Source organism: Actinoplanes lutulentus (assembly GCF_003259845.1).
Classification (GTDB): Bacteria; Actinomycetota; Actinomycetes; order Mycobacteriales; family Micromonosporaceae; genus Actinoplanes; species Actinoplanes lutulentus.
In genome coordinates, this window is record NZ_QLMJ01000034.1 from 1 (window position 1) to 26,583 (window position 26,583).

27 protein-coding genes and 3 pseudogenes are annotated in these 26,583 nt (G+C 69.0%); 12 read left to right on the plus strand and 18 right to left on the minus strand.

The annotated features are described in order from the left end of the window. Window positions 1–300 precede the first annotated feature (300 nt). The 4 genes from B0I29_RS44070 to B0I29_RS46475 are packed head-to-tail and all read right to left on the minus strand — an operon-like array spanning window position 301 to window position 3,145. Window positions 301–930, minus strand: coding sequence for a class I SAM-dependent methyltransferase (locus tag B0I29_RS44070; protein ID WP_111655151.1), 630 nt, complete (start codon window positions 928–930; stop codon window positions 301–303). Next, window positions 927–1,949 carry an NAD(P)/FAD-dependent oxidoreductase gene (locus B0I29_RS44075; RefSeq protein ID WP_111655152.1) on the minus strand — a complete coding sequence of 341 codons (1,023 nt, stop codon included), beginning with the start codon at window positions 1,947–1,949 and terminating at the stop codon, window positions 927–929. The genes B0I29_RS44070 and B0I29_RS44075 overlap by 4 nt, the downstream gene beginning before the upstream one ends. A gap of 58 nt (window positions 1,950–2,007) precedes the next feature. Further along, the gene (locus B0I29_RS44080) at window positions 2,008–3,018 is read right to left on the minus strand and encodes an alpha/beta fold hydrolase (RefSeq protein ID WP_220091598.1); all 1,011 of its coding nucleotides are present in this window, start codon (window positions 3,016–3,018) and stop codon (window positions 2,008–2,010) included. After that, window positions 2,966–3,145 (minus strand): hypothetical protein, encoded by a 180-nt coding sequence (locus B0I29_RS46475; RefSeq protein WP_220091599.1) that lies wholly within the window; start codon window positions 3,143–3,145, stop codon window positions 2,966–2,968. Before B0I29_RS46475 ends, B0I29_RS44080 begins: the two co-directional genes overlap by 53 nt. Window positions 3,146–3,151: 6 nt before the next feature. Here B0I29_RS46475 and B0I29_RS44085 point away from each other — a divergent pair, with 6 nt between their 5' ends. Both B0I29_RS44085 and B0I29_RS44090 read left to right on the plus strand, forming a co-directional pair. Next, window positions 3,152–3,763, plus strand: coding sequence for a helix-turn-helix domain-containing protein (locus tag B0I29_RS44085; RefSeq protein WP_111655154.1), 612 nt, complete (start codon window positions 3,152–3,154; stop codon window positions 3,761–3,763). Window positions 3,764–3,956: 193 nt separating this feature from the next. Continuing rightward, window positions 3,957–4,391 (plus strand): nuclear transport factor 2 family protein, encoded by a 435-nt coding sequence (locus B0I29_RS44090; RefSeq protein ID WP_220091600.1) that lies wholly within the window; start codon window positions 3,957–3,959, stop codon window positions 4,389–4,391. Window positions 4,392–4,473: 82 nt separating this feature from the next. Here the strand turns inward: B0I29_RS44090 and B0I29_RS44095 are convergent, their stop codons facing one another. Next, on the minus strand, window positions 4,474–5,082 hold the full coding sequence (locus B0I29_RS44095; protein WP_245973215.1) for a TetR/AcrR family transcriptional regulator: 609 nt from the start codon (window positions 5,080–5,082) through the stop codon (window positions 4,474–4,476). A 206-nt stretch (window positions 5,083–5,288) separates the two neighbouring features. On the opposite strand from B0I29_RS44095, the gene B0I29_RS44100 reads away from it, so the two are divergent. Both B0I29_RS44100 and B0I29_RS44105 read left to right on the plus strand, forming a co-directional pair. Next, window positions 5,289–5,762, plus strand: coding sequence for a MerR family transcriptional regulator (locus B0I29_RS44100; RefSeq protein ID WP_111655155.1), 474 nt, complete (start codon window positions 5,289–5,291; stop codon window positions 5,760–5,762). Window positions 5,763–5,885: 123 nt separating this feature from the next. After that, entirely contained in the window at window positions 5,886–6,350 is a 465-nt protein-coding gene (locus B0I29_RS44105; protein ID WP_111655156.1) for an ester cyclase, read from the plus strand. A gap of 638 nt (window positions 6,351–6,988) precedes the next feature. On the opposite strand, the gene B0I29_RS46245 is transcribed toward B0I29_RS44105, so the two are convergent. After that, window positions 6,989–7,147, minus strand: coding sequence for a hypothetical protein (locus B0I29_RS46245; RefSeq protein WP_220091601.1), 159 nt, complete (start codon window positions 7,145–7,147; stop codon window positions 6,989–6,991). 101 nt (window positions 7,148–7,248) lie between these two features. On the opposite strand from B0I29_RS46245, the gene B0I29_RS44115 reads away from it, so the two are divergent. Then, window positions 7,249–7,581 carry a hypothetical protein gene (locus B0I29_RS44115; RefSeq protein WP_245973216.1) on the plus strand — a complete coding sequence of 111 codons (333 nt, stop codon included), beginning with the start codon at window positions 7,249–7,251 and terminating at the stop codon, window positions 7,579–7,581. Here the strand turns inward: B0I29_RS44115 and B0I29_RS44120 are convergent. The 4 genes and pseudogenes from B0I29_RS44120 to B0I29_RS47970 all read right to left on the minus strand — a co-directional run. Further along, entirely contained in the window at window positions 7,515–8,468 is a 954-nt protein-coding gene (locus tag B0I29_RS44120) for a beta-ketoacyl-ACP synthase 3 (RefSeq protein ID WP_111655157.1), read from the minus strand. The two genes, B0I29_RS44115 and B0I29_RS44120, sit on opposite strands and share 67 nt — an antisense overlap. A gap of 114 nt (window positions 8,469–8,582) precedes the next feature. Then, on the minus strand, window positions 8,583–9,023 hold the full coding sequence (locus B0I29_RS44125) for an OsmC family protein (RefSeq protein ID WP_111655183.1): 441 nt from the start codon (window positions 9,021–9,023) through the stop codon (window positions 8,583–8,585). A gap of 75 nt (window positions 9,024–9,098) precedes the next feature. Next, entirely contained in the window at window positions 9,099–9,443 is a 345-nt protein-coding gene (locus B0I29_RS47965) for a rhamnogalacturonan lyase family protein (RefSeq protein WP_446323452.1), read from the minus strand. Next, window positions 9,420–9,698, minus strand: a pseudogene (locus B0I29_RS47970) (rhamnogalacturonan lyase family protein); the annotation flags it as partial. The pseudogene B0I29_RS47970 and the gene B0I29_RS47965, both read right to left, overlap by 24 nt. A gap of 121 nt (window positions 9,699–9,819) precedes the next feature. Here B0I29_RS47970 and B0I29_RS47935 point away from each other — a divergent pair. Together B0I29_RS47935 and B0I29_RS47320 are read left to right on the plus strand one after the other, a co-directional pair. Beyond that, window positions 9,820–9,885 (plus strand): annotated as a pseudogene (locus B0I29_RS47935) (histidine kinase); the annotation flags it as partial. 94 nt (window positions 9,886–9,979) lie between these two features. Then, window positions 9,980–10,576 carry a hypothetical protein gene (locus tag B0I29_RS47320; RefSeq protein ID WP_245973221.1) on the plus strand — a complete coding sequence of 199 codons (597 nt, stop codon included), beginning with the start codon at window positions 9,980–9,982 and terminating at the stop codon, window positions 10,574–10,576. On the opposite strand, the gene B0I29_RS44145 is transcribed toward B0I29_RS47320, so the two are convergent. After that, window positions 10,557–11,078 carry a peptidoglycan-binding domain-containing protein gene (locus B0I29_RS44145; RefSeq protein ID WP_245973217.1) on the minus strand — a complete coding sequence of 174 codons (522 nt, stop codon included), beginning with the start codon at window positions 11,076–11,078 and terminating at the stop codon, window positions 10,557–10,559. The genes B0I29_RS47320 and B0I29_RS44145 overlap by 20 nt on opposite strands. 239 nt (window positions 11,079–11,317) lie before the next feature. Beyond that, on the minus strand, window positions 11,318–14,098 hold the full coding sequence (locus B0I29_RS44150; RefSeq protein WP_111655160.1) for a helix-turn-helix transcriptional regulator: 2,781 nt from the start codon (window positions 14,096–14,098) through the stop codon (window positions 11,318–11,320). 87 nt (window positions 14,099–14,185) lie between these two features. On the opposite strand from B0I29_RS44150, the gene B0I29_RS44155 reads away from it, so the two are divergent. Then, on the plus strand, window positions 14,186–14,449 hold the full coding sequence (locus tag B0I29_RS44155; RefSeq protein WP_245973218.1) for an SCO4226 family nickel-binding protein: 264 nt from the start codon (window positions 14,186–14,188) through the stop codon (window positions 14,447–14,449). 490 nt (window positions 14,450–14,939) lie between these two features. Here the strand turns inward: B0I29_RS44155 and B0I29_RS44160 are convergent, their stop codons facing one another. The 4 genes and pseudogenes from B0I29_RS44160 to B0I29_RS47760 form a co-directional block, all read right to left on the minus strand. Further along, complete coding sequence (locus B0I29_RS44160) at window positions 14,940–15,434, minus strand: DinB family protein (protein WP_111655186.1); 495 nt, start codon at window positions 15,432–15,434, stop codon at window positions 14,940–14,942. A 22-nt stretch (window positions 15,435–15,456) separates the two neighbouring features. Continuing rightward, window positions 15,457–15,618: pseudogene (locus tag B0I29_RS47675) on the minus strand (SUMF1/EgtB/PvdO family nonheme iron enzyme); the annotation flags it as partial. A 16-nt stretch (window positions 15,619–15,634) separates the two neighbouring features. Next, complete coding sequence (locus B0I29_RS47330; protein ID WP_146617110.1) at window positions 15,635–15,868, minus strand: hypothetical protein; 234 nt, start codon at window positions 15,866–15,868, stop codon at window positions 15,635–15,637. 65 nt (window positions 15,869–15,933) lie between these two features. Continuing rightward, on the minus strand, window positions 15,934–19,002 hold the full coding sequence (locus B0I29_RS47760; protein ID WP_220091607.1) for a WD40 repeat domain-containing serine/threonine protein kinase: 3,069 nt from the start codon (window positions 19,000–19,002) through the stop codon (window positions 15,934–15,936). Window positions 19,003–19,133: 131 nt separating this feature from the next. On the opposite strand from B0I29_RS47760, the gene B0I29_RS44180 reads away from it, so the two are divergent. The 3 genes from B0I29_RS44180 to B0I29_RS44190 are packed head-to-tail and all read left to right on the plus strand — an operon-like array spanning window position 19,134 to window position 21,178. After that, on the plus strand, window positions 19,134–19,709 hold the full coding sequence (locus B0I29_RS44180) for a hypothetical protein (RefSeq protein WP_111655162.1): 576 nt from the start codon (window positions 19,134–19,136) through the stop codon (window positions 19,707–19,709). A gap of 33 nt (window positions 19,710–19,742) precedes the next feature. Then, window positions 19,743–20,240, plus strand: coding sequence for an NUDIX domain-containing protein (locus B0I29_RS44185; protein WP_111655187.1), 498 nt, complete (start codon window positions 19,743–19,745; stop codon window positions 20,238–20,240). Window positions 20,241–20,263: 23 nt separating this feature from the next. Beyond that, window positions 20,264–21,178 (plus strand): NADP-dependent oxidoreductase, encoded by a 915-nt coding sequence (locus B0I29_RS44190; RefSeq protein WP_111655163.1) that lies wholly within the window; start codon window positions 20,264–20,266, stop codon window positions 21,176–21,178. Window positions 21,179–21,215: 37 nt separating this feature from the next. Here B0I29_RS44190 and B0I29_RS44195 read toward each other — a convergent pair whose 3' ends face one another. Next, window positions 21,216–22,994 (minus strand): CocE/NonD family hydrolase, encoded by a 1,779-nt coding sequence (locus tag B0I29_RS44195; protein WP_111655164.1) that lies wholly within the window; start codon window positions 22,992–22,994, stop codon window positions 21,216–21,218. A gap of 134 nt (window positions 22,995–23,128) precedes the next feature. Next, on the minus strand, window positions 23,129–25,138 hold the full coding sequence (locus B0I29_RS44200) for a M6 family metalloprotease domain-containing protein (RefSeq protein ID WP_111655165.1): 2,010 nt from the start codon (window positions 25,136–25,138) through the stop codon (window positions 23,129–23,131). 149 nt (window positions 25,139–25,287) lie between these two features. Between B0I29_RS44200 and B0I29_RS44205 the strand changes: the two genes are divergently transcribed. Next, on the plus strand, window positions 25,288–26,565 hold the full coding sequence (locus B0I29_RS44205; protein ID WP_111655166.1) for a serine hydrolase domain-containing protein: 1,278 nt from the start codon (window positions 25,288–25,290) through the stop codon (window positions 26,563–26,565). The last annotated feature ends 18 nt before the right edge of the window (window positions 26,566–26,583 follow it).

A 26,583-nucleotide genomic window follows, 5' to 3' on the forward strand; every position in this document is an offset into this window, starting at 1 on the left:
AAACCTGGGTGTCAGTCATGCGCGTTCCTTTGTTAGTGGTTGACCTATCACTAACGTACCGGGTGGTGTCCCAGCTGGGAAGCGCGAGCCCGGTGTGCCTTCTCACGGCCCCGCACCCTTGGCGCATCGGGTTGTGGTCGCTCTGCTCCAGCGGCTTGAGGGACAGCCGCCCCTACCGCCCGTTCCGAGCCGACGGGGTGGGAATGGCGATGCTGTGCTGGTTGTCGCCGGCGTGCGGGTTGGGCGTTGTCGGTGTCGTTCACGAGGCTTGTGGCGTCCGTTCGAGGGCGGCGGCAGGGGTCAGCTGCGGCGCAGGGCGATGATGTTGTCGGTGACGATGGCCGTCTCGCCGGCGGGGCCGCGGGCCTCACGCTGGGCGGCCTCGACCCGGTACGGGATCCACTGCTCGGGCTCGAGCTGCCAGGACCGCATCGTTTCCTGCGGTGTCGGAAAGACCGGGTTCTCGTCGCGGTTCCAGGACCATGGGGCCACCGAGGCGTGGTCGACGACGAGCAGTAGCCCACCGGGACGGACGGCGTTCGCGGCCTTGGCCAGCACCTGTTCCCGCGGGAATCGCAGCGGGGTTTGCAGGTACTGCGCGGTGACCAGGTCGAAGTCGCCGGCCGGGAAACTGACCGCCAGGTCGTGCTGCTCGGTGCGGATCCGCCCGGCGACACCGGCGGCGGCGGCCCGGTCAGCGGCGCGGCGCAGCGCGGTGGGGGAGATGTCGACCGACACGACATTCCAGCCGCGGGTGGCCAGCCATACGCTGTCGGCGCCTTCGGCGCAGCCGAGGTCCAACGCGTCACCGGCCGCCACATCGGCGAGGCCGGTTACGACGTCGGCCAGCACGATGTTCACGCGCCGGTCCGTGGCCTGCTCTCGTCCGGCGTACAGCTTCTCCCAGAACTGTTCAGCGGATCCGTTCACAGCAGGTACCCCCGATCGGCCGGAACCTTTGCGGCTGACGGGCCGGGAATCTCGCCCCGGGTGGCGGCGACCGCCGCATCGGTGTCTTCGTCGATCAGGGATGTGTTGATCGCTGCGGCGGCGGCGAGGCCGCTGCTGACCGCTCCGGCGACCTGCCCGAACAGGTCGGTGACGTTGCCCGCGACGTAGACGCCTGGCACTGATGTCACGCCAGTCGGCCCGGCCTCGACGCGGCTGCCGATGACGATGTCGCCCATGGTGAAGGGGGTTGCCCGCAGGCCCAGCGGGACGAGGAATTGTGCCCTGGCATGCAGGGACGTGCTGATCGCGACCGCGTCGCATTCGACGAGATGTCCGCCGGCGAGGCGTACTCCGCGCAACCGGTCGCCGTCGATGGACACTTCGTCGGCCGGTCCGGTGACCACGGTGATGCCACGGGCGGCCAACCGTTCCCACTGCTCGTCGCCCGGCTGCACGCCGGGCTGTAGTAGGAGGGTGACATCCGGGCTGAGTTGGCGCCACAGGAAGGCGGTGTGCACGGCCGGCGTCGAGGAGGCGAGCACTGCGATGCGTTGATCACGTACCTCCCAGCCGTGGCAGTACGGGCAGTGCAGCACGTCGCGGCCCCACCGTTCGGCGAGCCCCGGGATCTGCGGTAGTACGTCGGCCAATCCGCTGGCGGCCAGCACCCGCCGGGCACTCAGGCGCCGTCCATCGGCCAGCTCGACGGTGAACCGTGGCTGCGGCCCCGAGGGCAGGGCCGGACGGACGGCGGCCACCGTGCCGTCGATGATCTGCGCCCCGTAGCCGCGAAGTTGCGCCCGACCGGATGCGAGAAGGTCAGCCGGCGACATGCCGTCTCGCGACAGATAGTTGTGCACCCCGCTCGCAGGAGCGTTGCGGGGGGCTCCCGCATCAACCAGCACCAGCCGGTGCCGGAATCTCGCGAGCGACGTCGCCGCGGCCAGCCCGGCCGCACCACCGCCGATCACCACCACGTCTGCGCTGTTCGCATTCATTTCTTCGTTCCCTTGCTGTCCAGAACCCGATTTGCTGATGATGGGAAAGGTTCGGTTTTCAACTGGCGCCCCGACCGAAGAAATTGATCATCTCTGTGGTCACGAGCTGGGGGTTCTCTTCAGGCAGCCAGTGGCCCGAGCCGGAAACCTCGACAGCGCGGCTGATGTTGGACATGAGTGGCTGGACCGTCGAGCGGGTGAACTCGAGCGTGCCCTCGGCTGTCATCAGCATCGTCGGCATGGTGATCGGTTTCGCCGCTTTGTTGTCCCGCTCGTCGACATCCAACGTGCGGTAGAGGTTGAAACCGCCGGACAGCACCTGAGGTCGCTGATAGGTGCGAGCGAATTCGTCGATCTGAGCAGCGGTGAACGGCGCCTTTGCCCCGGGCCCACCGAAGCCGGCTCCGCCGTGGGCGACATAGCCGTAGAAGAGCGAGAGGTACTCGCGCACGTCATCGTCGACGAGCATCTCGGGGAACCCGTCCTGGTTGTGGAAAGCCATGTGCCAGCTCAACTGGCGATAGGCGTCCGCACTGTGCGCTGGACCCGGGAGCGGATAATCCAAGTGGGCATACCTGACAACCTCGTCAGGGAATTGGGCGGCGTACTGGAAACCGACACCGGCCCCCAAGTCGTGCGCGGCCAGATTGATCTGGTGCAGGCCGAGGTTGCCGGCGAGCAGCCCGTGCACGTACCGGGCCAGGGTGGCCTTGTCGTATCCCGATGGCGTGCCCACGCTGTCACCGAGCCCTGGCAGGTCGACCGCGTACACCGTGTACTTCTCGGCCAGAGCCGGCATGATGCCGCGCCACTCGAACCACGACTGTGGCCAGCCATGCAGCAGAACGAGCGGTTCGCCGGTTCCGCCGGTGACGTAATGTATGGTCACGCCGTCGACGTCAGCGGTCCTGTGCGAGAACTGACGGTTGAATTCGGCGTCGTCGCGGGTCGCCGCGTCGAAGCCAGTGGAAGCTACCGCGGGCGCTGTCCCCGGGGCGGCTTCCTGGCCCTGAGCCTCAGGCGTGGTACAGGCTGCCGTCAGGGCCACCGTTGCTGCGGCGGCGATCACGACACGCGACCACCGGGCCGCGACTCCAGAAGCTGTTGTTGCTGTTGTAAGCATCGATTGCTACCTCCGCGACCAGCATCGCCAGCGACATCGCCGACTTGCTAGAAAAATTGCGGATCCGCATCATGGCCCGATGAACACCACCGAAGACGACGTTCTGGCGCAGGTCGGCCCACGTCTGCGCGCGCTACGCCAGTCCCGCAACATCTCCCTGGCAGCCCTGGCGGCAGAGACCGGGCTGACCGCCAGCACGTTGTCGCGGCTCGAGACCGGAAAACTGCGCCCGACGCTGGAGCAACTACTTCCGCTCGCGCGGGCGTACAGCGTCCCCCTCGACGACCTGGTCGCGGCACCACCTACCGGTGACCCCCGCATCCACCTGCGTCCCATCCGGCGAGGCAGCTTCACCGTCGTGCCGCTGACGCGACGCCCCGGAGGAATCCAGGCGTACAAAGTCATCTATCCGCCCGCCACATCATCGCCGCCGACCCTGCAAACCCATGATGGGTACGAATGGTTCTATGTGCTCAATGGGCAGGTCCGGCTGCTTCTGGGCGATCAGCAATACCAGCTGGGCCCTGGAGAAGCCGCCGACTTCGACACCCGCACACCGCACCATCTCTCCAGCGCCGGCACCCAACCCGCAGAACTACTGACGCTTTTCAGCGCCCAAGGAGAACGAGCACACCTTTCGCCGCTCACGGATACCGATCACCACCACGAGGCCCAGTCCTGCGACAGCTGATCGCGGTCCCGTGCCTGCTTTTGTCCAGGTTTTGCAGCCGGGATGCGGTCGGCGAACGCTGCGCGCCGGGTCCCCGACCTGGGGCGGCGTCTCCGACCCGCCTGCGAAATTACTTCGGTACCGATCGGTGCAGATGTGCTATCGTCGTTTCGGTACCAAGCGGTACGGATGTGAAAGATCGAAAGGCGCCATCGTGACGCAGAACGACGAGACCCGGGCCGCCGTGATGGGCCTGCTCCAGGCCATCGGCGCCGGCGACCCGGCCGCAACCGCGACTCACTACGCCGAGCAGGTCACCTGGAAGGTCGGCTTCCCCGCCGACGAGCAGGACGGCTCCGGTATCCCCTGGGTCCGCCCCCGCTCGACACGCGCCGACATGGAAGACCTCTACCGCACACTGGCGAAGTATCACGTGCCGGGCAAATCCAAGTCGGAAATCCATGCGATCCTCGTCGATGGCGCCGATGCTGCAGTGGTCGGCCAGTTCGGCCAGACCTTGCGGCACAACAACGTCTTCTACACCAGCGAGTTCATCCTGTACCTGACCGTCGTCGACGGCCTCGTGACCCGGCACCACATCATCGAGGACAACATGTCAGTGAAGCGGGCGTTCGACACTGCGGCCTGACGCCCAGCCTGGGCGGCGGCCGAAACGGAGCGGCGGATTCACCGATCCCGCCGCCGCCCGGATAGAGCGAAACGCCATCAGGTCAGGCAGACGGCCAGTTCAGCAACGCTGTGTCGGCCACGTCCTGCAAGTCCTGCCGAGTGGCACCTGTCACTGCCTGAACAGCGATGCCGTTAGCCACTGTCATGACGTACCGGGCGAGCCGCGCCGGGTCGCTATCAGCAGGCAGGTCACCTTCTTCAACCGCGCGACGGAACCGCTGCTCGAGCCTTGATTCACCATCGCGGCGCCAGGCGACCAGCACGTCGCGTGCGCCGTGGGCGGTGGCGCTGGTGGCGAGGGCTCCGTGGACACCCAGGCATCCGGCTGGTGATCCTGGACGGGTAGTGGCTCTCACCGATCCCTGCAGGAATGCCGCGGCGACCTGCCGGGCGGTCGGCTCCTCGACGGCGCGCGCACCGTAATCCGCCGGACCCTCGACGTACTTCTCGAGGGCCCGGCGGAACAAGTCGTCCTTATTGCCGAATGCGGCGTACATGCTGGTCTTGCTGATACCCATTGCTGTGGTGAGATCGCTGAGGCTGGCGCCTTCGTACCCCTGCGCCCAGAAGACATGTACCGCAGCCTCGAGAGCTTCCTCGGCGTCAAAACCCCTGGGCCGGCCCATCTGCTTTTCCGACTGACCATCCACATTCTCAAAATAGCACTTCCGCACCAGGCGGTACGGATGTGCTTGGTCGACAGGTCTGCCATGGGGACACTGACGCCGCCGAGGCCATCGAACAGGCGTTGCTGGCCTTTGGGAACACCTTTCCTGGTGGGCGCGCGGTTCGCGTCCAGCGAGCAGTCGGCTCCTGGGACGCGAGAGCCGGGCGCGCGTGAACGTAGCCTGGTCTCATGCCTGTGGTCCAAGAGCTTTTCTCCATCGGGGAAGTCAGTGCGCGCACTGGCCTGAGCATCGATACTCTCCGCTTCTACGAGCGCCAGGGCCTGTTTCCGCCTCCCCGCCGAAGTGCGGGTGGCCGCCGGGGGTTCTCGGCCGATGACCTCGCCTGGATCGGCATCTGTCAGCGCTTACGTGCCTCCGGGATGCCCTTGCCCGAGATCGCCCGTTACGCCGAGCTGGTCCGGGCCGGCGCCGGCAACGAGGGTGAGCGCTTGACGTTGTTGCAGCGCCACGAAGCGGCAGTGCGAGCACAGATGGCAGCTTTGCAGGACGCGCTCGACCTGATCTCCACGAAGGTGGCGGCATATTCCGAGGCTGTGGCACTCGGGACCGCAGGTGACCTCTTTGTCAGGGACGACGAAGACGACGCCTACTTTGCGGCCCGGGGCATGACCGGCGCGCACAAGCCTGACCCGGCTTCCTGACGCGCCTGGACGGCGGGATTGACCTGGAGTCAACTCCAGGTTCTACGGTTGCAGACCTGGCCCCCGAGCCACTCTGGTGAGCCTCTGGTGAAGTGCCATCGTCGGCAAACGTAAGGAAAGAACATGTCTCAGTTCATCGAGCCCGATGACACCCGCTACGACGCGCGCTCGCGTGCGCTTGTGCAGGTCGGCCGCGACGCCATCGCTCAGGAGAATCCTGCTGTGCTGCGGGAGTACTTCAGGGAGGACTTCCGGTTCCACGGCCCCGGCGTCGAACTCGACTTTCAGGGACTCGAGGTCTTCTTCGCGCAGATGCGGGCGGCGTTCAGCGGCTTCTACTGCGAACGCTACGAGATCCTCTCGTCCGGTTCCCTCGTTGGGTGCCGCACCGAGATGGGCGGCATCTTCGACGGGCCGTTCGAGCCGTCGCCGTTCGGCACGATTCAGCCCCACGGCGGCAAGTTCACGCTGACGCTGATCAACATGTTCCGATACGACGATGACGGCAAACTCGCAGAGGAGTGGGTGCAGTACGACAACCTAGAGACCATGCGCCAGCTCGGCGTCGAACTTGCCCCCCGATCGTGATGCCCACCATTCGTACTCATCGAGTGCGACGACGCCACCACGGTGCGCCAATACGCCTTGAACGCTGAAAAAGGCGGCTACCAGCTCAACCCGGCCGGAACGCGATACTTGATCACGTCCTGACCGTGGTGCCGGACATCTTCTGACCTGGCGAACGCACGATGGACAGGGCGGGCCAGTGGTCGCGGGTCGATCGACGGGCGCTCCCATGTCGCGTTATGGCATTCCCTTATTGATCGATCGAATGCCGCACCCGATTGCGGTGCGTACTGTCGAACGACTGGTCAGCCGAGCCCCGCTCGGCCTGCATCGGTGCTGTGGCCGCCGATTTCGACGCAGAGTGACTTGATCACGTGGTGATCCGGTGGTGATCGGATGTCGGCGACCGGGACGATGGTCACGAAGTGTACTCACGACCACTAGCCGTCTGACTGCCGGTTAGAGGGGGCGCCATGCATCCTGTCCGGGCATTGCGTTCGCGCAAGGCCACGAGCGTGATGGGGAGCCGAAGCTGATGCCTGCTCCCCATCAAGGCCTACTCATCGTCGGTCTCCGGCAGCGCTAATGGGTGTGGTTCGCCGGTGAGTCCGGCGAGGGCGGGTGGCGCGGGCGATGTTGGTGGCGCCGTTGGTGCGGTGTCAGCCGATGGCGGTGTTACGCAGTGTCGCGATGACGGCGGGTCCGGTGCCGGTTCGGGCTTGATGATGGTCTTCACGGAACGTCACGTCGCCGACGTGATGGGTGCGGTTTTCGATGTGCCAGTGCTGGCGGATCCAGGTCTGCATGTCGCGGGCCACGGCTTGGCCGGCGGGCAGGGAGATGGTCAGGAAGGCCGTCTCGCGGCTGGTCCGGCCAGCGGTGATGCGGGTCCGGGTGATCCGGATGGCCTCAAACCGCCATGTCCGGCTTCGCGGGACCGCCCGCGGGCAGTGCCCTGCTCGCGCTCGGGCGGGCGGTGCCGCTGTTCGCCGACGCGGTGTCGTTCGCGCTCTCCGCGCTGCTCGTCCGGTCGCTTCCTGCCGTGCCCCGGCCCGCGACGCAGGCCCGCGAGTCGCTGCTACGCCAAGCGCGGGCCGGGGCCGCATATGTCTTCCGCGACCGGCTCCTGCTCGGCCTCGCCCTGCGCCCAGCCGTCGGGAACTGTCCGAAGGCCTATAGAACAGCTCAGGGCAAGGTGACGACCTGCGCCGCGTACGAAAGACCAGCTCCGAAACCCACGAGCAGCGCCTGACCCGAGGTATCGGCCAGGGCTGCCATCGCCTGGGGAATGGACGCCGCGCCGGTGTTGCCGTTGGTGACGATGTCAGTGGACACCCGGACATGCGGGCCGAGCTCCAGCGCCTTCGCCGCAACCGACGTGATGCGCAGATTGGCCTGGTGCGGAATGAAGGCCGCAAGGTCGGATGCGGAGATCCCCGCCGCGTCCAATGCGCGTCCGGCAACGTCGGGAACCACCGAGGTCGCCCAGCGGAAGACCTCTGGGCCCGCCATCCGCAGGATGCCGGCCTCGTCGAACCGCAGCACCTCGCTGCGGGCGCCGTCCGAGCCCCACACCACCGGGCCGATCTCGCGCGTTTGCGCCGGGCCGACGACGACCGCGCCGGCGCCGTCGCCGAACAGGAACGCTGTGCCGCGGTCGCGCTCGTCGATGATGTCGGTCATCCGCTCGGCGCCGACCAGCAGCACGTAGCCGGCCGCGCCGCCGCGCACGATCGCGTCGGCCGTCGCCAGCGCGTACGGGAAGCCGGCGCACGCTGCCCCCAGATCCATCGCGGCCGCCGCGGTGGCGCCCAGCGCCTCGGCCACCAGGGGCGCCACGGTGGTCGCGCGACCGCGGTGGGACATCGTCGCGACCAGGACGGCCGAGACGTCGCGCGGGTCGATGCCGGCGCCGGCGATGGCCTTGGAACCGGCCGCCGCAGCCATCGTGACCATGTCCTCGTCGGGTGCGGCGTGCCGGCGCGACTCGATGCCGCAGCGCCGGCGGATCCACTCGTCGCTCGAGTCGATCAGGGCGGCGACGGTCTCGTTGCCCACCTCGGTCCGGGGCCGGTAGGAGGCGGCACTCAGGATGCGCGACCCGGGATGACCGGTGCGGTGCGGCGAAGGGATGGCCATGAGCAGCGATCTAAGCATGCCCGGCTGGGGACACTCGGAAAGTTATATTCCTCGCCGGTAACCAGGGCGTTCGAGGCGGAAATAATCTGTTGCCGGGACCCGACCCGGCGACGTTCACGTGGCCGGCGTGTGTTCGGTGCGGGTGGTGACCGGGGTGCCGAGCTCGACCGTTCGTGAGACCGTGCAGAGCCGGTCGTGCGACATCCGCGCCGCGCGGGGCAGCATCTCCCGGGCCGCGTCACCGGCGGCGCCCTCCGGGAACGTCGTCCGCAGCTCCACGACCAGGTTGGTCAGCCGGTTGCCGCCCCTCTCGTCGCGGACCTTGTCGGCGGTGACGGTGACGGAGAAGTCGTCCGGCTCGGCCCGCTTGGTCGTGATGAAGTCCACGTCCGCGCCCGTGCAGCCGCCGATCGCGGCGAGCAGAAGCTCCACCGGCGTGAACGCGGCGCCGTGCCCGACGCCGATGGTCATCGTGCCGCCGCGGGCGTTGCGAACCTCGTACTGCCCGAGGCTCGTCCGGTGCAGGGTCACAGTGCGCTGGGTGTCGTCGGCCATGACGGTGAAACTATCCTTCCGGTGCCAGCCGGTGGTGCGGCCACCGCCGGAGATCATCCGGCGGTGGCCACCTGCTCACTGGATCGCGAAGCTCGGGTGCGGCGGCTGGTTGTAGGCGGTGTTCTGCCACGCGATCGCCTCGCGGTACTGCGGGTCATGCATCAGTGAGACGACCTTGCGGTCGGTCAGGATCGGCGTGCTGTAGACGCGCAGCGCGGTGTTGTTCGTCGTCGGCCAGATGACCTCCTCGCGCCAGTCGCCGAACAGGTCGGCGGACAGTGCCGGGGTGGCCTTGGTGCCGTTGTTGGAGTGCACGTCACCGGCGGTCAGCAGGCGGGTATCGGCGCTGGTGCCGTCCTCGTCGACCTTGAACTCCTCCAGGCCGGCCCGGGACGGGTCGAGGTAGGCGGTGCCGGCCAGGAACCGGTCGACCCGGTTGCCGTAGCTGTCACCCCAGGAGCTGACGGTTCCGCGGGCCGGTGTGTAGTTCACCGTCGACATGGCGGCGCCGGTCTGGCCGTTGAACATCGTCAGGTACTCCGGGCCGGACAGGATGTATCCGGAGGAGTTGCGGTAGTCGGCGGTCGGCGAGCCGATGACTACGCCGGTACCGGACCGGGTGCCGTCGGCGGTCTTCATGGCGACCTCGGCCTTGCCATCGCCGTCGTAGTAGTAGACCTGGAATCTCTCTTATAGACAATGATGGATGAGGGTGCTCCCAGCGTAGTGCGGGAAGATGACCGAAAGGGCACGCCAAGCGGAACCGACCCGCGAGCAGGAGGCACAACGCAGAGTGATGGACGAGCGGCTGCGGATCGTCCGCGAACTGCATGACGTCGTCGCCCACCACATCTCGGTGATCAGCGTGCTCCGCGACCGTCCGACACCCTGCCGTAGGGCAGTCGGATGCGCGACTCGCTGCGAACTCCCGGGTCGGGCGGCGCGACCGTTAGTAGATGAGCGCTCCGATAATCGCCGGGATCGCGGCGTTCGTCGTCGCGATCCTCAGCGCGGTCGCCTCCTACCTGAGCAATCAGCGCCTTCAGCGGCGCCAGGAGAGGCTGCACCGGATCAACCGGCAACTCAGCGAACTGTACGGGCCTCTGCTCGCGCTGTCGGAGGCCGGCCGGCGCTCCTATCGTGAGTACCTCAAGAAGCATCGCGTCGGGTCGTTCACCAATCCGGACCTCCCCGCCTCCGCCGAGGCCCTGGCCCTCTGGCAGTTGTGGATGTCGAAAGTGCTTCAGCCCATCAACGACAAGATCTTCGATCTCATCGTCGGGCACGCCGATCTGCTGATCGGCGATGAGATGCCGGACTTCTTCCTCGAGTTCTGTGCGCACAAAGCGGGCTTCGACGTCACCATCGCGCAGTGGGAGGCCGGGGACCGGAGCCGGCACTTCTCGGTGATCGCCCACCCCGGTGAACGGATGAACGAGTACATCAGGGAGTCGTTCGCGTACCTCAAGGCCGCACAGGCGAACCTGATCCGCTCGATCGACGCCCCCGGCGCGCCGGCGAAGCCGTTCAGGCTCACCCGAGGCGGCAGATGACCATCTGCCACGTCTTGAGCCCGACAACCCCGTCCACGACCACGTCCGGCTCGGCGCGATCGTGAAGGAGCTGTTGCCATTTACGGACGTGCGTCTCGGTCCTGGGCCCGAAGACGCCGTCCACCACTGGCGCGTCGACGGGACTGCCGGAGAGCTCGGTGTAGTTGAACTCCTCCTGCAACGACCGCACCGCGTCGCCCTGGTCGCCCGGCCTGATCGTGACCACCAGCGCCGCCCACGTCCGTGGCCCGGCGACACCGTCCACGACCAGCCCGCTCTCGATCTGGAATGCCCGCACCGCGGCGTCCGTCGCAGCTCCGAAGACGCCGTCGACGGCGACACGGTGCCCCCGAGCCCGCAGGTGGTACTGAAGGCTCGGCACGGGGTGCACGTTGTCGCCGATTCGGAGCAGCGGCCACGGTTCGAGTGCCAGCGCCATGAGAATCGCCTCCATCGCCATCGTGCTGCCATGTGGTGGTCCGCAGGTCTGCACAGTCGTCACCTCGACAGCCGCCTGGCACAACGAGGGAAGACATGACCGCTGGCGGCGCGCGGCTATCCCGGTTGGCCGGTGGCGTGTGACGACTCGCTGGTCGCCGGCGATCCGGGCAGGGCCGGGCTAGCCCTGAGCCGGGCGGATCGGGCCCTCGAGACCTACGGCCAGAGGACGCCTGGCAGACCTCGGCCTGCTCCGCGACCCGGCCGGCGCACCGCCGGCCCCCGTCGAGCGCGAACCGCGGCTCAGGAGCGGTCCATCGAGGCCAGCCACCCGGCGATCTGCGCCCGCCGGCTCACCCCCAGCTTCGTCCGGATGTGCTCGACGTGCGCCGACACCGTCCTCGGCGAGATCACCAGCTCACCGGCGACCTCCCGGTCGGTACGCCCGGCCGCGACCAGCCGTGCCACCTCCAGCTCACGGGCCGTCAACGGTGAAGCCGCCGCGCCGGCCGGGAGATCGGACGGTGTCCCGGCGAGCCACAGCCGTGGCAACTCTCCGCCACCCCACGCTTCGCGGGCCGCGGCGACGAACTCGGTGGCCGCGCCGGGACGCCGGGAACGGTGCGCGCACCGAGCCTGGTCGAGCAGCACCGCGGTGCCCTCCCAGAACCGCCGCCGCTCGCCCCAGAACGCCGCGGCGCGTTCGAGCAGCACCCGGGCACGCCCGGTCCGGCCTTCCGCCAGTTCGATCAGCCCCCACGCGTGGTCGAGGCAGCCGAGTGTGCCGGGGATGGCCCGCGCAGTCAGCAACGGTTCGACCCGGGCCAGCCAGTCGCGAGCGGCGGACGGCCCGCTCCCGGTCAGGTAGGCACGGGCGCCCGTCACCGCGTACGGGAAAAGATAGGAAGCGTCACCGACCGCGGCCGAGGCCGCGAATCCGTGCTCGCACCAGTCGATGGCCGCGGCCTGTTCGCCGTCGAGCAGGGACAGCTCGGCGAGGCCCCACCAGGCCGGCGACACCCGTTGCAGCTCACCCATGGCGCCGCCGAGCTCGGCCGCCTCGGTCAGCGCCGCCCGGGCCGCCGCATGATCGCGAGCGAGGGCGGCGTAACCCAGCACGTGCAGGGCGGTGATGCGGGTGGTGATCCCGCCGCGGCCGTCGGCGAGTGCCGACCCGGCGAGGGACCGAGCGCCCTCGACGTCACCCGTCGCCCACCGCACGTGCGCCAGATGCGCGGCCATGTAGTGGCGATCGTTGAAGCGTTCCACCCGATCCGCATAGGCAATCCCGGCCGGCAGCGCACGCTGCGCCCGCTCATATTCCACGAGTACCGACGCCGACGACCCGAGCATCCGGTGCGCGCGCGCCGCCTGCCGTTCACGGCCCGCCGCGACAGCCCGCGTGATCACGTCTTCGAGCAGGGTAAACCCTTCGTCCAGCCGGCCCAGGAAGAGCAGGACCGACCCGACAGTGGTGTCCAAATCAAGATCATTATTGAGTACGGCACGCGCATGCTCACCGTGGTCCAGAGCCTCGGTGAGCCGGCGGTCCAACATGTACACCGCCGCCAGCGCCGCATGCAACCGCGCCCGCACCACGGGGTCGTCCCCGGCCTCCGGCAGCCCGGCGCGCAACACCGCGACGCGCCGGTCGAGGCCGTCGCCGAGCAGATGGCGCACCGCCACCCACTCCGGCAGCAGAGCCGCCGCCGCGAGCCGTTCGCCGTCCTCGACCCGGATCCGGTGCGCCTGGGAATACGCCCGGTCCGCGGCGGCGTTGTCGTCGATCGCCGCGAGCTCGCCGGCCAGCGCGGTGAGCACTGCGGCCCGCGAGACGGCCGGACCGGGCGCCCGCGAAGCAGCTTGATCCAGGGTGCGCAGCGCTCGCCGGTACAGCTCGGCCGCCTCCTGATGGGCGGACAGCGATGCTGCTTCGGTGGCGGCGCTGACCGCGTACGGGAAAGCCTCTGCCGGACGCTGCGCCCGCTCGTATTGATCGCTGATGAACGCGGCAGCGAAGCCCGCCGCCTCGGCCGCCTCGGCGGCCCGCCCATGCAGCTCGCGCCGCCGCAGCGGGGTGAGATCGGCGTAGAGCGCGTCCCGGATCAGCGCGTGCCGGAAGTCGAAGGCGCTGCCGTCACCACGCGCCTGCACGAAGAACCGTTCCGCGAGCTCCCGCAGCCCTGCGTCGATGGTTCCGGGCGCGTCACCGGTGATCGCCGCCAGCAGGTCCAGGTCGAACGAACGGCCCAGCACCGACGCCGTCGCCGCCAGTTCCCGCGCGCCGGACCCGAGCTGCTCGGCGCGCGACAGCACCGCGTCGGCGAGAGTGTCGGGCACCCGCCCGGTGACCGCGAGGAACTCCTCGACGTGCAGCGGGATCCCGTCGCTGCGTTCGAAGACCGCACTGACCGCGTACGCCGGAAGCGTGTCCCCACTGATCGCCGCCATCATCGCCGCGGTGTCCGCGCGACTCAGCCGGGGGAGTCGTGCCTCCTCGGCGTGCCGCTGGGTGACCAGCCTGGTCCGCCACGCCCGCAGCGGCACCCGTGGGTAGAGCTCGTCGCTGCGATACGTCCCGACCAGCAGCAACGGCAGCGACCGGGCCCGGACCGCGAGCCGCCCGAGAAGGTCGAGCGTCAGCTCGTCGGCCCAGTGCAGGTCCTCCCAGGTGATCAGGGTGGGCCGCACGGCCACCGCGTCGACCAGGTCGAGGAGGTCGGCGACGAGCAGCCGCCGCTGCCGGTCGGGATCGCCCATCTCTTTTCCGTCGGCGGTCAGCCGGCGCAGCATCTGGTCGCCGATCTGCGCTGTCGCCGGGTCGCGGCGCAGCTGAGCGCCGAGATCGGTGACGAGCGCGGCGGCCACCTCGGCGTCACCGGGCGCGGCGGACGCCCTGATCACCGCGAACCCGGACCCCGCCGCCCGGCCGGCGATCTCCCGGAGCAGGCGGGTCTTCCCGATGCCCGCCTCGCCGGCCAGCAGGAGCAGCTCACCGCTGCTGCGTGCGGCCTCGGCCAGCCTGCGCCCGGCGAGGTCGAGCAGATCGGAACGGCCGATCAGGACCGGACTACTCAGCGCCACAGCGGAACTTTAGGAGAAGCCGGAAGCCTTCCTCGGTGTTCTGACCGATGTCCGACCGCGCGCCCGTCGCCAGGCTGGGAGAAACCGATGAAGGAGATGGTGATGGCGAAGTTCATGGACGTCCACGACGGGTTCCACGGCGTGACGGCCGAACAGCTGAACGCGGCCCACGAGGCCGACCTGAAGATCGAGGGCGAGGAGGGTGTGCACTTCGAGCATGCCTGGCTCGACCCCGAGGCCGGCAAGGTGTTCTGCCTGAGCAGCGCACCGAGCCGCGAGGCGGTGATGCGCGTGCACGAGCGGGCCGGCCACCCGACCACCGAGGTGTACGAACTGACCGCCGAGGCCTGATGCGGCGTGGCGGCCCTCCGTGGGGGCGTGGAGGGCCGTCACCCCGATTGTCACTGTTCTACGTCTGTAGCGGTTGATCCCGATCGTCACTCCTTGCCCCCGTACGGCGGACAATGTGGCGAAGACAATCATCCCGAGGTCAGCCGGCTGGTCATCGTCTACCGGGTTAGACCCTGGCACGACAGCGCCGGACTGTTTGCGGCTCCGCGCGGGTGCGCCAGCGCGGAGGATTTCTGCATCTGCGTGACAGCGTGATCGAGCAGCGTTCCTACGGCCAGGGCGCCTTGCTCCCGGGACAATTTCGCCGCGCCGGCTGCGAGCGATGCCTTCCATTCCTGCTCGTTCAGGTGGAAGTCGATGAAGCGCAGGACCTCGGCCTCTTCCCGGGCGAGGTTGATCTGCTCGTGCTGGGGCCGACCAGTGCCTGCACCTGCCGTGGGCTGCGTTCGTGCAGCCGGGCCAGGGTCAGCCTGCTCAAGTCTCGTTCTGCTCAGCGCGGACCCAGCCCGGTGCGCCCGTCGATCAACTCCCGCGCGGTATCGAGGTGTCCGGCGTGACGGGCGGTCTCCTCGATCATGTGCAGCATGATCCTGCGCAGGTCCGTGGTCTGCGATGCGACGGGTTCGTGCGAGTGTGCGATGGCGGGCAGGGCGGTCAGGGGATTACTGGCGATGATCACATCTGAGATCCGGCACTGCTCGGCGTAGAAGCTGAAAGCCTCGGGCAGCGGGCCCGGTGTGGACACCGGAGGGTGATCAGAATCCGACCAAGCCGTCGGCTCGGCCGAGCCGACGAAGACCTCCTGGAACCAATGGCGTTCAGCATGCCCGAGGTGCTCGATCATGCTGAGCGGTGTCCAGCCGGAGGGAAAGACCGACCTGTGCAGATCATCCTCGTCGATACCCTCCAGAACTGCCCGAACGCTGGCGCGCTGATAGGCCAGGAATTCGTGCAGTACCGCCTTCTCGGTATCGATGTCTGTCATGCCGGTCACGCTAGCAATGGGCCCACTGTGCCTCGGTCGGCAGCGCCAGGCCGGCCCAGGTCGCGTACGCCTCCGCGTCCTCGTAGGCGACGTGCACCACGGGATGGTCGCCGCGTTCGGCCAGGTCACTTCTTCGGCGTGGTGGTGGTCGGATCCCATCCGGAAGGTCCCCGCCGGGATCCACACCACGTCGTCCTCGGTCACGCGCTGGGGATGCCTTCCTGAAGCTTGGCCAGAACCTTGTCGAGGTTGAAACTCGCGGGTTCCTGCCGGCGCGGGAACTCGGTGAAGGTCTGCAGCAGGAGCGGGAGCTCGCGTACACCCGAGGCGCCGAGGAGGGACTGAAGAGGGCGCAGCAGAACACATGGACCGTCGTCAGCATGCGAGACGACTGGTCCGCCGTGTTCTGAGGTGTGGTGTCTGACCACTGCCATGGCAGTGTCCGGCCGGCGCTGGCCCGCTTCCACTTAAAGGGTCATGAGCAGGGCCGCTTAGAGGGTCATGAGCAGGGTCGCTCGAACTCCAGGCCTGGTGCGTACGCCGCCCACTCCTCCGCCGTGAGCCCACCGCTTTGCTCACACGCCGCGGGCAGCGGGTCCCGCAGCACCGCCCGGATCGGCACCAGATCCCAGAGCGCCGCCCCGGCCGGATCGGCGGTGACGAGGTACGGCTGGCGGGAGCTGAACGCCGATCCGGTGGTCCGGCCGCCCACCACCGCGAGCAGCAGCGGATCGCTGGCGAAGCCGACGCTCCAGATCTCGGTGGATCCTCCTGAGGTGACGGCGAGCAGCGACCCGTCGGCGGACAGCGCGAGCGAGTCGGGCCGGCCGAAATCGGCGCGCCGGGCGGTCCGTACCGTCCGGTCCTTGCCGTCCCGGTTGTTCCAGACCGTCAGATCCTGGCCGACCGTGACGGTGAACGCGGGTCCCGCGACGAGCGCCGCGGGACCGACGCTGTTCACCGCGAACGTTCCGGTCTTCGCCGGTGCCGCGAGGTCGACGAGGTCCCAGGCGGTGACGTTGCTGGTGCCGCTCTGCTGCCCGGCACTGTCCGCGACGGCCAGGGTGCCGCCGGCGAGGCCGAACCGGGCGGTGAACACGTTCGCCGCCGGGATGGTGGCGACCACTGGTGGTGTCTGCTCGCCGGCCAGCCGGTGGATCCGGATCTGTTGCTGCGGGTTGCCGGCCAGGACCGCGACCAGCCCGCGGACCGGGTCGAGGTCGAGCACGGAACCCGCGTCGAGGTCCGGGAAGGCGTTGCGTGGGCCGGCGCCGGTCAGCGAGTAGAGGCTGCCGTTGGTGTAGTAGAAGGTCGTGCCGTGGACCGCGTAGGTGCTGCTCACCGGCGGTGCACCGGCGGCCGGCACGAGTTTCGCGGTCCCGACGGGCCGCGGATTTCCGGCGTCGATGACGTCCCAGTAGTCGAGGTGCTCGGCTGATCCGGCGGCGACCACGTCCTCGGCCGACACCGAAACGGTCCGTGACGGGATCACGGTGCTGGCCTTGAGGGTGGCCCGGCGCCGCGGCGCGAACCCGTCGATCTGCCACAGCATCGCCGACATGGTCAGGCGCGGTCCCGGCGTCAGGATCCGGGCTCCGTCCGGGCTGAAATCGATCGAGGTGATCCACCCACCGGTCCGGGTCATCACCTTCGTCTGTACGGGAAAATCCGGGTCGGCGATGTTCCACACTTCGACTGTTCCGTCGGTGCGGCCGAGCGCTATCGCCGTACCCAAGGGGTTGAATTTGATCGTTGAAAGCCGGTCTCCGGAGAGCGCGATGGTGCCGCGGCGACGCGGTTCGGCCGGCTCGGTGAGGTCGTAGAAGTGGATCGCCTTCTCGTCCTGGACCGCCAGGACCCGGCCGTTCGCGCTGAGGGCGACCGGGGTGCCGGTCGAGATGCCGGTGGCGATCCGGGCGCCGGAGGTGCGCCAGAGCGTCACCCGCCCATCGTCACCGGAGCCGGCGAACAGGGTGCCGTCCCCGCTCATCACGGTCGGGATCGCGGTGGCGGAGCTGTTCCAGAGCGCGCGGGGCCGGCCGCGATCCTTGATGTCCCAGAGGGTGGCCCGGGCCGCGATGGTGAAGAGCCGCCGTCCGTCGGCGCTGAACCGCACATCGGTGACGGCCGGCCCACGGCCGCGGGTGGTGATCAGGCGTGGCGCGGACGCGTCGGCGACGTCCCACAGGGTCAGCCGATCGGCGGCGACGGCCAGGGTGCGGCCGTCCGGACTGAAGGCCAGCTCGTTCACGTTTCCCAGATCAAAAGGCAAAGCGACGGTACGGGAGAAGCCCGCCCCCGCCGCCGCCCACAGTTCGGCAGTGCTCTCGCCACCGATCGCGACCGCTTTGCCGTCCGGCCGGAACGCGGCGCTGAGAACCGGCGAGTCCGTGGTCAATTCACCGGTGTACCCGGTGGCCAGGGCCGCCATCACCGCCGCACCGGCGGGCGCCGACCGGTCCATCCCGTACGCGCTGACCGCCAGCCGCGACGCCAGCCCCGGATCAGCGGTCAGCGCCGCCGCCGACCGGGCCAGCAGATCCTGCTGCACGAGCGCCCGTTCCCGCTGCTCCGCCTGGCCGGAGGCACGGTCGGCGTCGGCGCGGGCCCGCACCGCGGCGAACCCGGCCCCGCCCAGCAGCACGGCCACGACGGCCGCGGTCAGCACTCTTCTCGGCCATCGGCGCAGCCGGGAGCGGGCCCGGGCCGCGAGGGCAGCCTCCCGCAGCTCTGGGGTGACGTTCGAGGACACGTCGGCGGTACCCATGCTGAGCAGCGAGTCGAGCAGCTCCCGGGCGGTGGGCCGGCCCGCCGGATCCTTCTCCAAGGTGGTGGCGACGAGGTCGCGCAGCGAGTCCGGGATCCCGCTCAGCTGGGGCGGCTGGGTGAGCATCCGGCCGATCGTCGCCATCGGAGAGTCACCGTGGAAAGGAGTGCGGCCGGTCGCCGCATAGCCGATGAGCACACCCCAGGCGAAGACGTCGGCGGCCGGGCCGACCTTGCGGGAGCCGTCCAGGCTCTCCGGGGCGACGTAGCCGACAGTGCCCATCACCTGATCAGGGCCGGTCAGCTCGGCGCTGAGTTCGGCACCGCGGGCGATCCCGAAGTCGATCACCTTCGGCAGGCCGACGGCGAGCAGGACGTTCGCCGGCTTCAGATCGCGGTGTACGACTCCGGAGCCGTGGATGGCGACGAGGGCGGTGGCTACGCCGACGGCTACTCCGTACACCTCGGAGGGGCTAAGTGCTCCCCGCTCGCGGACGACGGCGGCCAGGCTCGGCCCGTCGACGAACTCGACGACCAGATAGGGCGGATCGTGTTCGACGTCGGCGTCCAGTACCGCGGCCGTGCAGAACGGCGGAACCTCCCGCGCCCGCTTCACCTCGCTGCGGAACCGCGCCAGGAAGTCGGGGTCGGCCGACCACTCGGGGCGGATGGCCTTGACCGCCACCCGCTGCCCGTCCGGGCCGGTGCCGAGGAAGACGGTACCCATGCCGCCGGCGCCGAGCCGGCCCAGCAACGCGTACTGCCCGAGCCGATCGGGATCACCGGAGCGCAGCGGCGTCATGGTCACAGCGCTGCCACCCATCGAAATCGGCCGTTGCGGATCGTCCGGCAGCATATAGAACACGCTGGAACCGGCGTTGCCCGCTCCGGACATAATGTGAGGCCAGGCGGTGTCGACATGCGGGGGGGCACATGTTCGAGGGCATCAGGAACCACCGCTTTCTGCGACGGATCACCGATTCCTGGTTCTGGGAAGACGTACGCGACTTCCTGTGGTCCCGTTCGATGGTCGTGTTCTTGGGCAATGCGGGCACGCTGATCATCGCGGTCGTCGCGGTGGTGCACTTCTGGTCGCGCCCGTACTCGTTCGCCGGCTACCTCGTCGTCCAGCTGGCCTGCCTGCTCTGCCAAGCGATCGCCTTCATCCCGGTGGTGTGGCCCGGGCCCGGCTCCAGTTACGCCGAGGTCCACCAGAGCGTGGCGCTGCTCGTGGTCTGCGGTACGTGGATCTTCGCAGTGCCCCCGGCCTTGATCCTGTTCGCCGTCTTCGACGTGGACTCCAGCAGTCCGCCGTGGGCCGCCATGTTCGTCGCGGGGGTGGCCCTCACGCTGGCCTGCGCGGCGAGCCTGATGGCCTCGGTTCCCTTCGAGATGAAGGCGCGGGACCTGCGCCGCCGGATGGCCGGACCGCCGGAGGAGACCGATGGGGCCGATTTCGCGGAGAGCGAGAGCGAGGGCGCGGACTCGGGCGGCTCCGACGGTGACTGACCCGGCGACCAGGGGCGATCTAGCATGGGCTTCATGAGCGACGCCAACGCCAGTGAGCTGCCCGAACTGACGTTCGTGCTCCCGACCATCCCGGCATCCGCCGGAGCCCTGATCCGTGGCAGCAAGGGCCGGCTGCTCATCCTGAAGCCGACCTACAAGGGCGGCTGGACGATCCCGGGAGGGGTTGTCGAGATCGGCGAGTCGCCCTGGGACGCGTGCCGCCGCGAAGCCAAGGAGGAGTGCGGGCTCGACGTCACCACGGGGCGGCTGGTGTGCGTGGATTTCCTGCACCCACGGCCGGACCGTCCAGGCGGTATGCGCTTCCTGTTCGACTGCGGCGTCGTCGACGACGCCGTCCTGGACACGGTGGTCCTCCAGCCGATCGAGATCTCCGAAAGCCGGATTCTGCCGATCGACGCGGCGCTGCCCCTGCTCAGCGGACCGGTCCGGCGTCGGGTACGCGCCGGCTGGAAGAGCAAACGGGTGCGCTATCTGGAGAACGGCCGCCCTGTGCAAGGGATCAGCCCGTAAAAGCTGAGCTCTAGAGTGGACGGATGCTGGGAGTCGTAGCGGCCGCGCTCGGCGGCCCTGAGGTGTTGCAGGTGACGGAGTTGCCCGAGCCCGCGGCGAAGCCCGGGCAGGTGGTCGTCCGGATCCGTGCGGTCTGTGTGCACCCGGCTGACGTCGCCGCCACCACCGGAAAGATTCCTGGCGGGCCGGTTGCGCCTCCGTTCTCGCCGGGGTGGGACATCGCCGGCGAGGTGGCCTCGGCCGGCCCCGATACGACGGACTTCGAGGTCGGTGATCGGGTCGTCGGGATGATTCCGTGGTACCTGACCCGGGGTGCGCCCGGCGGCTACGCCGAATTCGTGGCCGCCGACACCGACTGGTTGGTGCGGCTGCCGGACGAGCTCGACTTCGTGTCCGCAGCTACGGTGCCGCTCAACGCCCAGACCGCACACCAGGGGCTGTCCCTGGTGTCATCGGCCGGCGGCGGCATGCTGGTCACCGGTGCCAGCGGCGGTGTCGGTGGTTTCGCCACCCAGCTCGCCGTGCGGAGCGGCTTCCGGGTCCTGGCACAGGCCACTGACGATGATGAGCAATGGGTGCGTGGCCTCGGCGCTCACGAGGTGGTCTCCCGGTCCGCCGACCTGGCCACGGTGGGGCCGGTGGCCGCGGTGTTCGATGCGGTTCCCCTCGGCGAGGTGGCGGCCGCTGCCGTCGAGGACGGGGGAGTCGTGGTCGTGACCCGGCCCACGCCGGCCATCGATCCGGCCCGGGGGGTGCGCCAGGAACTGCAACTCATCCGGCACGACCGCGCGCTGCTGGCCGACCTGGTGGGGCAGGTGGCGGCGGGGCGGCTGCGCACGCGCGTGGCGGCCACGATGCCGTTGACGGAAGCGGCCGGCGCCCACCGGCGGGTGTCGGCGGGTGGGCTGCGCGGAAAGATCGTGCTGACGGTGGGCTGACGAGGGCGGGTGCGCGCACCCGCCCTCCGGGCCGAACTCAGTGCCGGGACCGCACCGCCAGCCGGAACGTGCCCTCGCCGACACCGGTGAGCGTGCGGGTGTACTGCCTCAGATACGTGTCGAGGAACGGTGATCGGTCGCCCTGGGTCGGCCGATCGAACCGGGGATCCTGCAGCGCCAGGTCCAGCCGGGCCCGGCTCACCGCGATCGTGTTGCCGCTGGGGGTGTCGCGCCAGCTGCCGCTGCCGATCGTGCCGATCTGGACGCCCAGCTGGTGACCTGTCTCCAAGGTCCAGTCGGTCGACTTCAGGTCGAAGGCGACCCGGCCCGCCCGCTCGATGAGCGCCACGTTCTCGTCGAACATCACCGCGGTGCCGTCCTCGGCGACGTCCCACAGCCGCACCATGACGTTGCCCGGCGCGCCGGCCCGCAAGCTGACCCGCGGCGTGGCAGTGATTCGAACCCGCGACGTCACCGGCTTGGACCAGCTGAAATAGCCAGGCATAGACGCGAGACGCTGGCCGGTCGGAGGCGCGGGATCGGTGTAGTTCTCCATATCCCACTGCCCGTCCGCGGCCAGAGTGGAAGCGATGCCGTCGTCGACATATTGCCCGTCGTCGAGCACGGCCGTGGTGGACGATGTGGACACCGGCCAGGCCGGCTGGGCACGCCATTTCCCAGTGTTGTCCTCGATGGCGAACGCGGGGTCGCGTACCCCAGGCTCTTTGTTCTTTAAATAGCGGTCATAAAAGCGCATGACCTCGTCGAAGAAGCCGGCGCGGCCCTGCAACAACTGCCCGTTCTCGTTCGTCTCGTTGCCGCGCACATGCTCCCACTGGCCCAGCCAGCCGCGTTCGACACCGCGGTGGTTGTCCAGGAACTGCTGCATGTCCTCGGGCTTGGTGTTGTTCTCGATGAAACCCTGAGTGACGAACAGCGGGGTGTCCGTTCCACGCGCCTGCGCCGCCAGATCGCGCGCCCGCCAATAGGCCGAATCGGCGTCGGGGTTGTTGTTGTTCGTCAGATTGTCGGCGAGGCATTCCGGGTGGCTCTGCTCATAGGCCGCGTTGGCCTGGTAACGGGCGCTGTCGTCGGGCAGCGGCGCCATTGTGGCGATGCTGTTGTAGGCGTTCGGTGTGCCGGTGACATTGGGCCGCGGCACGCTGTTGCTGAACAGATAGTTGTACATATCCCACACCGGCTCCTGGGCGACCACGGCTTTGAGCGCGCGTAGCCGCAGGTTGTTGCCGACCAGGCCGGTCACCGCGTCGTAGGACTTGCCGTACATGCCGACCTTGCCGGTCGACCACGGCCGGCTCGCCGTCCACTGGATCGCGGCCTTCACATCCGCCTGCTCACCCGGGCCCACCCAGTCCAGACAGCCGGTGCTCCCGCCGAATCCGCGCAGGTCGACCATGACGTAGGTGTAGCCGCGCTGGAACAGGCCGGTGCCGCTGGTGAAGTCCGCGAACCGATCGGACGGCCCGGTCCGGGTCCAGCCCTGCGGCCCGGTCTGGCCGGCATGGCTGAAGTAGGAGCTGACGGCGAGGATCACCGGCGTCTTCGCGTGCGCGGGCAGATGCGCCGGGCGCAGCACGTCGGCATGCAGTTCGACGCCGCTGCCGTCGGCGGACGGGAAGTAGGCCTCGGTCCACACCGCCCCTTCGGGCACGCGGGGGTTCTGCTCGTGGGTGACGCCTTCGGGGGTGGTTACCGATGCGGCGGTGGCCGGTGCGGCGGTGGCCGCTCCGCTCATCGCGAGCGTCACCGCCGTGATGATGGCGGCGGTGACTGTGGTTCGTCTGAGGATGCTCATTCGACCTTCCATATCGAAAACCTTCAAGATCATTTGCCCGCCTGATTGCCTGGTCACCCTGGGGCCCTCCCGGGGAGAACGGGCTGCGTGCGTGGTCACCCTTCAAAAATCACGGCGGCGCGAGCGCCGCCGCTTCACCGCCGTGCCGTGCAGGAGGTGGTCACGGTCGCGGCCGGGTTGCTCTCCGAGGTGACCGTGACCGGGATACGCCCGGTGCCCTTGACGTGCACCTCCACCGACGAGCTGCGACCACCGGCCACCGCGACGACTTCGCGCGGCAGCACCGCGCCCGGCGCCGCGATCCGGAACACGTCGGCGGCCCGGCCGGTGTTGCGGATCGGGACCTCGCACTTCGCCCAGCCGGAACGGTCGACCCGCGCGACCGCCGGCGTGGCCCGCACACCACGGGCGGACGGGCCGGCGCCGTCGAGCGAGCGCACCGCGACCTCGTACGACAGCACGTCGTCCCGGTCGCGCTTACGGTCCAGGACGTAGAAGTGCAGCCGGTTGGCGGTGTCCGCGTACTCGAAGAGGCTGCCCGAGCCGGTCCCGGCGTGCAGCAGTGCGTCGGAGAGCTGCCGGTAGTCGCCGATGGTCATCTTCTGCGGTGTCCCGTCCGGCAGAACGAAGTCGATCTTGTCGATGTCCTGCGGGTTGGCGTCGACGGTCCAGATGAACGGCGCGGCGTCCTCATCCTTCGTCTTGGCCAGCAGCACACCGGAGTCCGGGGTGAACGAGTCGAAGCCGATCCGGTCGACGACCTCCAGTGTGTAGTTGTCGTATCCGCCGCCGTCGCAGTACGGATCGGTCGCGGTGTCGCAGGCCGCGCCGCGGTCGCCGCCGTCCAGGGTCACGTTGATCCCGGCGAGCCGGCGGCCCGCGGGGTCGATCGCGCGTGCCGTCACCCGCGTCACCACGACGCCGGACTCGGCGAGCGCGTCGCGGGACAGTTTCAGCACCGCGTCGTCGTCGACGATGCCCAGCTTCATCTTGTTGCGCAGCATGTGCTGCGCGCCCATCGAGGCGCCCGCGGTGGCCGGGATCAACCATCGGCTGTGCGGTCCGCCGGGCCCGTTGAACGTGCCCCGGCTCAGCATCTCCCAGGGCCCGCTGTAATCGCGGCGAGCCGGGACGCCGTACGGATTGTTGTAGTTGTCGCCGATGCCGAGAATGTGGCTGAACTCGTGGGCGTACGTCGACATCCCCGAGCTCTCCGCCTGCAGCGAGCTGCCCTGGGTGGCGTTGGGCCAGATATTCGACGAGGCCTGCCACGACGTCCAGTCGACGTAGCGTGTCGCGTTCCAGTTCGGCAGCGCCTCGTCGGGCGGGCCGAACGCGTCGGTGACATCTTCCTTGGTCGTGAACTTCATCTGCCCGAACTCCTGCCAGGTCGCCGACTCGTCCTGGCCGGCGGAGAGGAAGAAGACGAAGTCGTACGAGGACGCCTCCTGCTCGCCGGCCGCGGCGATCCACGCGGCGCGGGCGTCGGCGCGCAGATCCCGGCCGCACCGGTCGCCGGCCGGGCAGCCCAAACCGCGCTGCATGGAGTTCTCGATGCCGTACTCGTGGCTCTTGGCCGGCATCTGGTACACCCCGAACGCGCTCAGCTCGATGCCGAACCGCCCGTTCGAGTCCTCCATCCAGTACTCGTGGATGGTGTGGCCGCGGTTGAGCGCACCGGGGGAGTTGAGGAAGTCCCGGTAGAACGCCGGAACCTCAGACCGAGCCAGATTCTGTACGCCCGAGGGGTTGCCGTAGATGGTGGAGTTCGCGGGTTGTGTCACCGCGAACGGCTGGTTCGGGTAGTCGACAAGCACGAGCGCGCCGCGGAAGTTGCGCTCCGAGCCGGGTACCGCCGGATCCGCCCAGTTCGTGCCCGGCACGGGCCGGTAGTCCGACCAGGTCATCGTGTCGGGGAGCTCGTAGCGCTGCGGATCGATCGGCTGTGGTCCACCGCCCGGTTGCGCCAGCGTGGTCGCCTCGTCGAGCTGCCACGGCTGGGTCTGCGGCCAGTGCCGCGCCCGCCACGGCGTGTCCGGGTCGTCGCCCGGCGGTGCGGCGGCCGCCGATGCCGCGGGGAAGGCGCTGACCACCGCCAGCACCGTCACGGACAGGGCCGAGAGCAGACGTCGCGCCGTGGTCATGGCGCCATCGTGGCAAAGAAATCGACATCTCTCAATGGCACGATGTGCGGCGGTAGTGCAGGCGCTACCACCTTGGTGGGGTTTACGGGCCGGTCAACCGGCCAGGTGCCGGGAGTGATCCAGGCAATGATCCTCGCCAATATCGAATCATGACCAACGAGGCAAAAAACCGCACCATCGTACGAGGGACAGCGGTCGTGCTCGCGACGGCTGTCGCGCTGACCGGCACCGGAGTGGCCGCGGCCGCCGCCGGCCGGGCGCAGCAGGCCGGCTCGGGCGGGACCGGGGTGGACGACCGCCTGCAGCGTGAGGTCGCCCGGCATGTCCTCGACGCAGGGCCGCCCGGGTACCTCGCCCGCATCGACGACGGGCGCCGCGTGCACACCCTCGCCGCGGGTGTCGCCGACCGGAGGACCGGCCGGCCGATCACCGTCCGGGACCAGTTCGAGGCCGGTAGCAACACCAAGACCTTCACCGCCGTACTCATCCTGCAGCAGGTCGACCGCGGCAAGATCGCGCTGGACGCGCCGGTCGAGAAGTACCTGCCGGGCCTCGTTCCGAATGGTAGGAACATCACGGTACGGATGCTGCTCAACCACACCAGCGGCCTGTTCAGTTACACCGGCGACCCGGACTTCTTCGTCGACATGGAGAGGGACCCGCAGCACGTCCACACCGACGCGGAGCTGATCGCCATCGCGTTCGCGCACGAGCCGTACTTCGCGCCGGGCAAGGGCTGGCAGTACTCGAACACCAACTACACGCTGCTCGGGATGATCCTGAGCAAGCAGACCGGCAAGAGCCTGCCGACTCTGGTGAAGGAGCGCATCACCGGCCCGCTCGGTCTGAAGCACACCTATTTCGCCGACCCCCGGGCGACGAACACCGGCCCCGGCTACGCCCGCGGCTACGCGATCAAGTACGCCAGTGGCACCCCGCAGTACACCGACACCTCCAGCTGGCCGATCGGCGCCTGGGGCGGCGCCGCCGGTGCGATGATCACTACCGCCGATGACCTTGCCCGGTTCTTCTCCGCGGTCCTGCAAGGCAAGCTGTTCTCCGCGGCGCAGCTCAAGCAGATGAAGACCACCGTTCCGCTCCCGGCCGACGTCCCGGTGCAGGGCGGTTACGGGCTGGGCCTGATCCGGACCGACTCGCCCTGCGGCACGGTGTGGGGCCACGGCGGCGACACGATGGGCCACCACAGCACCGCTGCCGCGACCGAGAACGGCAGGCGTACGGCGATCACCGACGCCACCGGCGAACCCGCCGACCTCACCGAGAACCCGGGGATGCAGAGGTACTACCAGGCCATCGTCTTCGGCGCCGACACCGTGAACATCTGCCAGATGCTCGGCAAGCCGGTGCCCGCCGAGGTGCTCGACAACCTCCGGGGCAGCACATCCACCGCCGACGTCACGAAGTGACCAGCTGACCGCCGCCAC

Excerpts from the sequence above, each read along its gene's own strand:
- B0I29_RS44075 (WP_111655152.1), bottom strand. The coding sequence starts at position 1,949 with ATGAATGCGAACAGCGCAGACGTGGTGGTGATCGGCGGTGGTGCGGCC.
- B0I29_RS46475 (WP_220091599.1), bottom strand. The coding sequence starts at position 3,145 with ATGATGCGGATCCGCAATTTTTCTAGCAAGTCGGCGATGTCGCTGGCG.
- B0I29_RS44085 (WP_111655154.1), top strand. The coding sequence starts at position 3,152 with ATGAACACCACCGAAGACGACGTTCTGGCGCAGGTCGGCCCACGTCTG.
- B0I29_RS44100 (WP_111655155.1), top strand. The coding sequence starts at position 5,289 with ATGCCTGTGGTCCAAGAGCTTTTCTCCATCGGGGAAGTCAGTGCGCGC.
- B0I29_RS44105 (WP_111655156.1), top strand. The coding sequence starts at position 5,886 with ATGTCTCAGTTCATCGAGCCCGATGACACCCGCTACGACGCGCGCTCG.
- B0I29_RS44115 (WP_245973216.1), top strand. The coding sequence starts at position 7,249 with ATGTCCGGCTTCGCGGGACCGCCCGCGGGCAGTGCCCTGCTCGCGCTC.
- B0I29_RS44120 (WP_111655157.1), bottom strand. The coding sequence starts at position 8,468 with ATGGCCATCCCTTCGCCGCACCGCACCGGTCATCCCGGGTCGCGCATC.
- B0I29_RS44125 (WP_111655183.1), bottom strand. The coding sequence starts at position 9,023 with ATGGCCGACGACACCCAGCGCACTGTGACCCTGCACCGGACGAGCCTC.
- B0I29_RS47320 (WP_245973221.1), top strand. The coding sequence starts at position 9,980 with ATGAGCGCTCCGATAATCGCCGGGATCGCGGCGTTCGTCGTCGCGATC.
- B0I29_RS44155 (WP_245973218.1), top strand. The coding sequence starts at position 14,186 with ATGAAGGAGATGGTGATGGCGAAGTTCATGGACGTCCACGACGGGTTC.
- B0I29_RS44160 (WP_111655186.1), bottom strand. The coding sequence starts at position 15,434 with ATGACAGACATCGATACCGAGAAGGCGGTACTGCACGAATTCCTGGCC.
- B0I29_RS47330 (WP_146617110.1), bottom strand. The coding sequence starts at position 15,868 with ATGGCAGTGGTCAGACACCACACCTCAGAACACGGCGGACCAGTCGTC.
- B0I29_RS47760 (WP_220091607.1), bottom strand. The coding sequence starts at position 19,002 with ATGACGCCGCTGCGCTCCGGTGATCCCGATCGGCTCGGGCAGTACGCG.
- B0I29_RS44180 (WP_111655162.1), top strand. The coding sequence starts at position 19,134 with ATGTTCGAGGGCATCAGGAACCACCGCTTTCTGCGACGGATCACCGAT.
- B0I29_RS44185 (WP_111655187.1), top strand. The coding sequence starts at position 19,743 with ATGAGCGACGCCAACGCCAGTGAGCTGCCCGAACTGACGTTCGTGCTC.
- B0I29_RS44190 (WP_111655163.1), top strand. The coding sequence starts at position 20,264 with ATGCTGGGAGTCGTAGCGGCCGCGCTCGGCGGCCCTGAGGTGTTGCAG.
- B0I29_RS44195 (WP_111655164.1), bottom strand. The coding sequence starts at position 22,994 with ATGAGCATCCTCAGACGAACCACAGTCACCGCCGCCATCATCACGGCG.
- B0I29_RS44200 (WP_111655165.1), bottom strand. The coding sequence starts at position 25,138 with ATGACCACGGCGCGACGTCTGCTCTCGGCCCTGTCCGTGACGGTGCTG.
- B0I29_RS44205 (WP_111655166.1), top strand. The coding sequence starts at position 25,288 with ATGACCAACGAGGCAAAAAACCGCACCATCGTACGAGGGACAGCGGTC.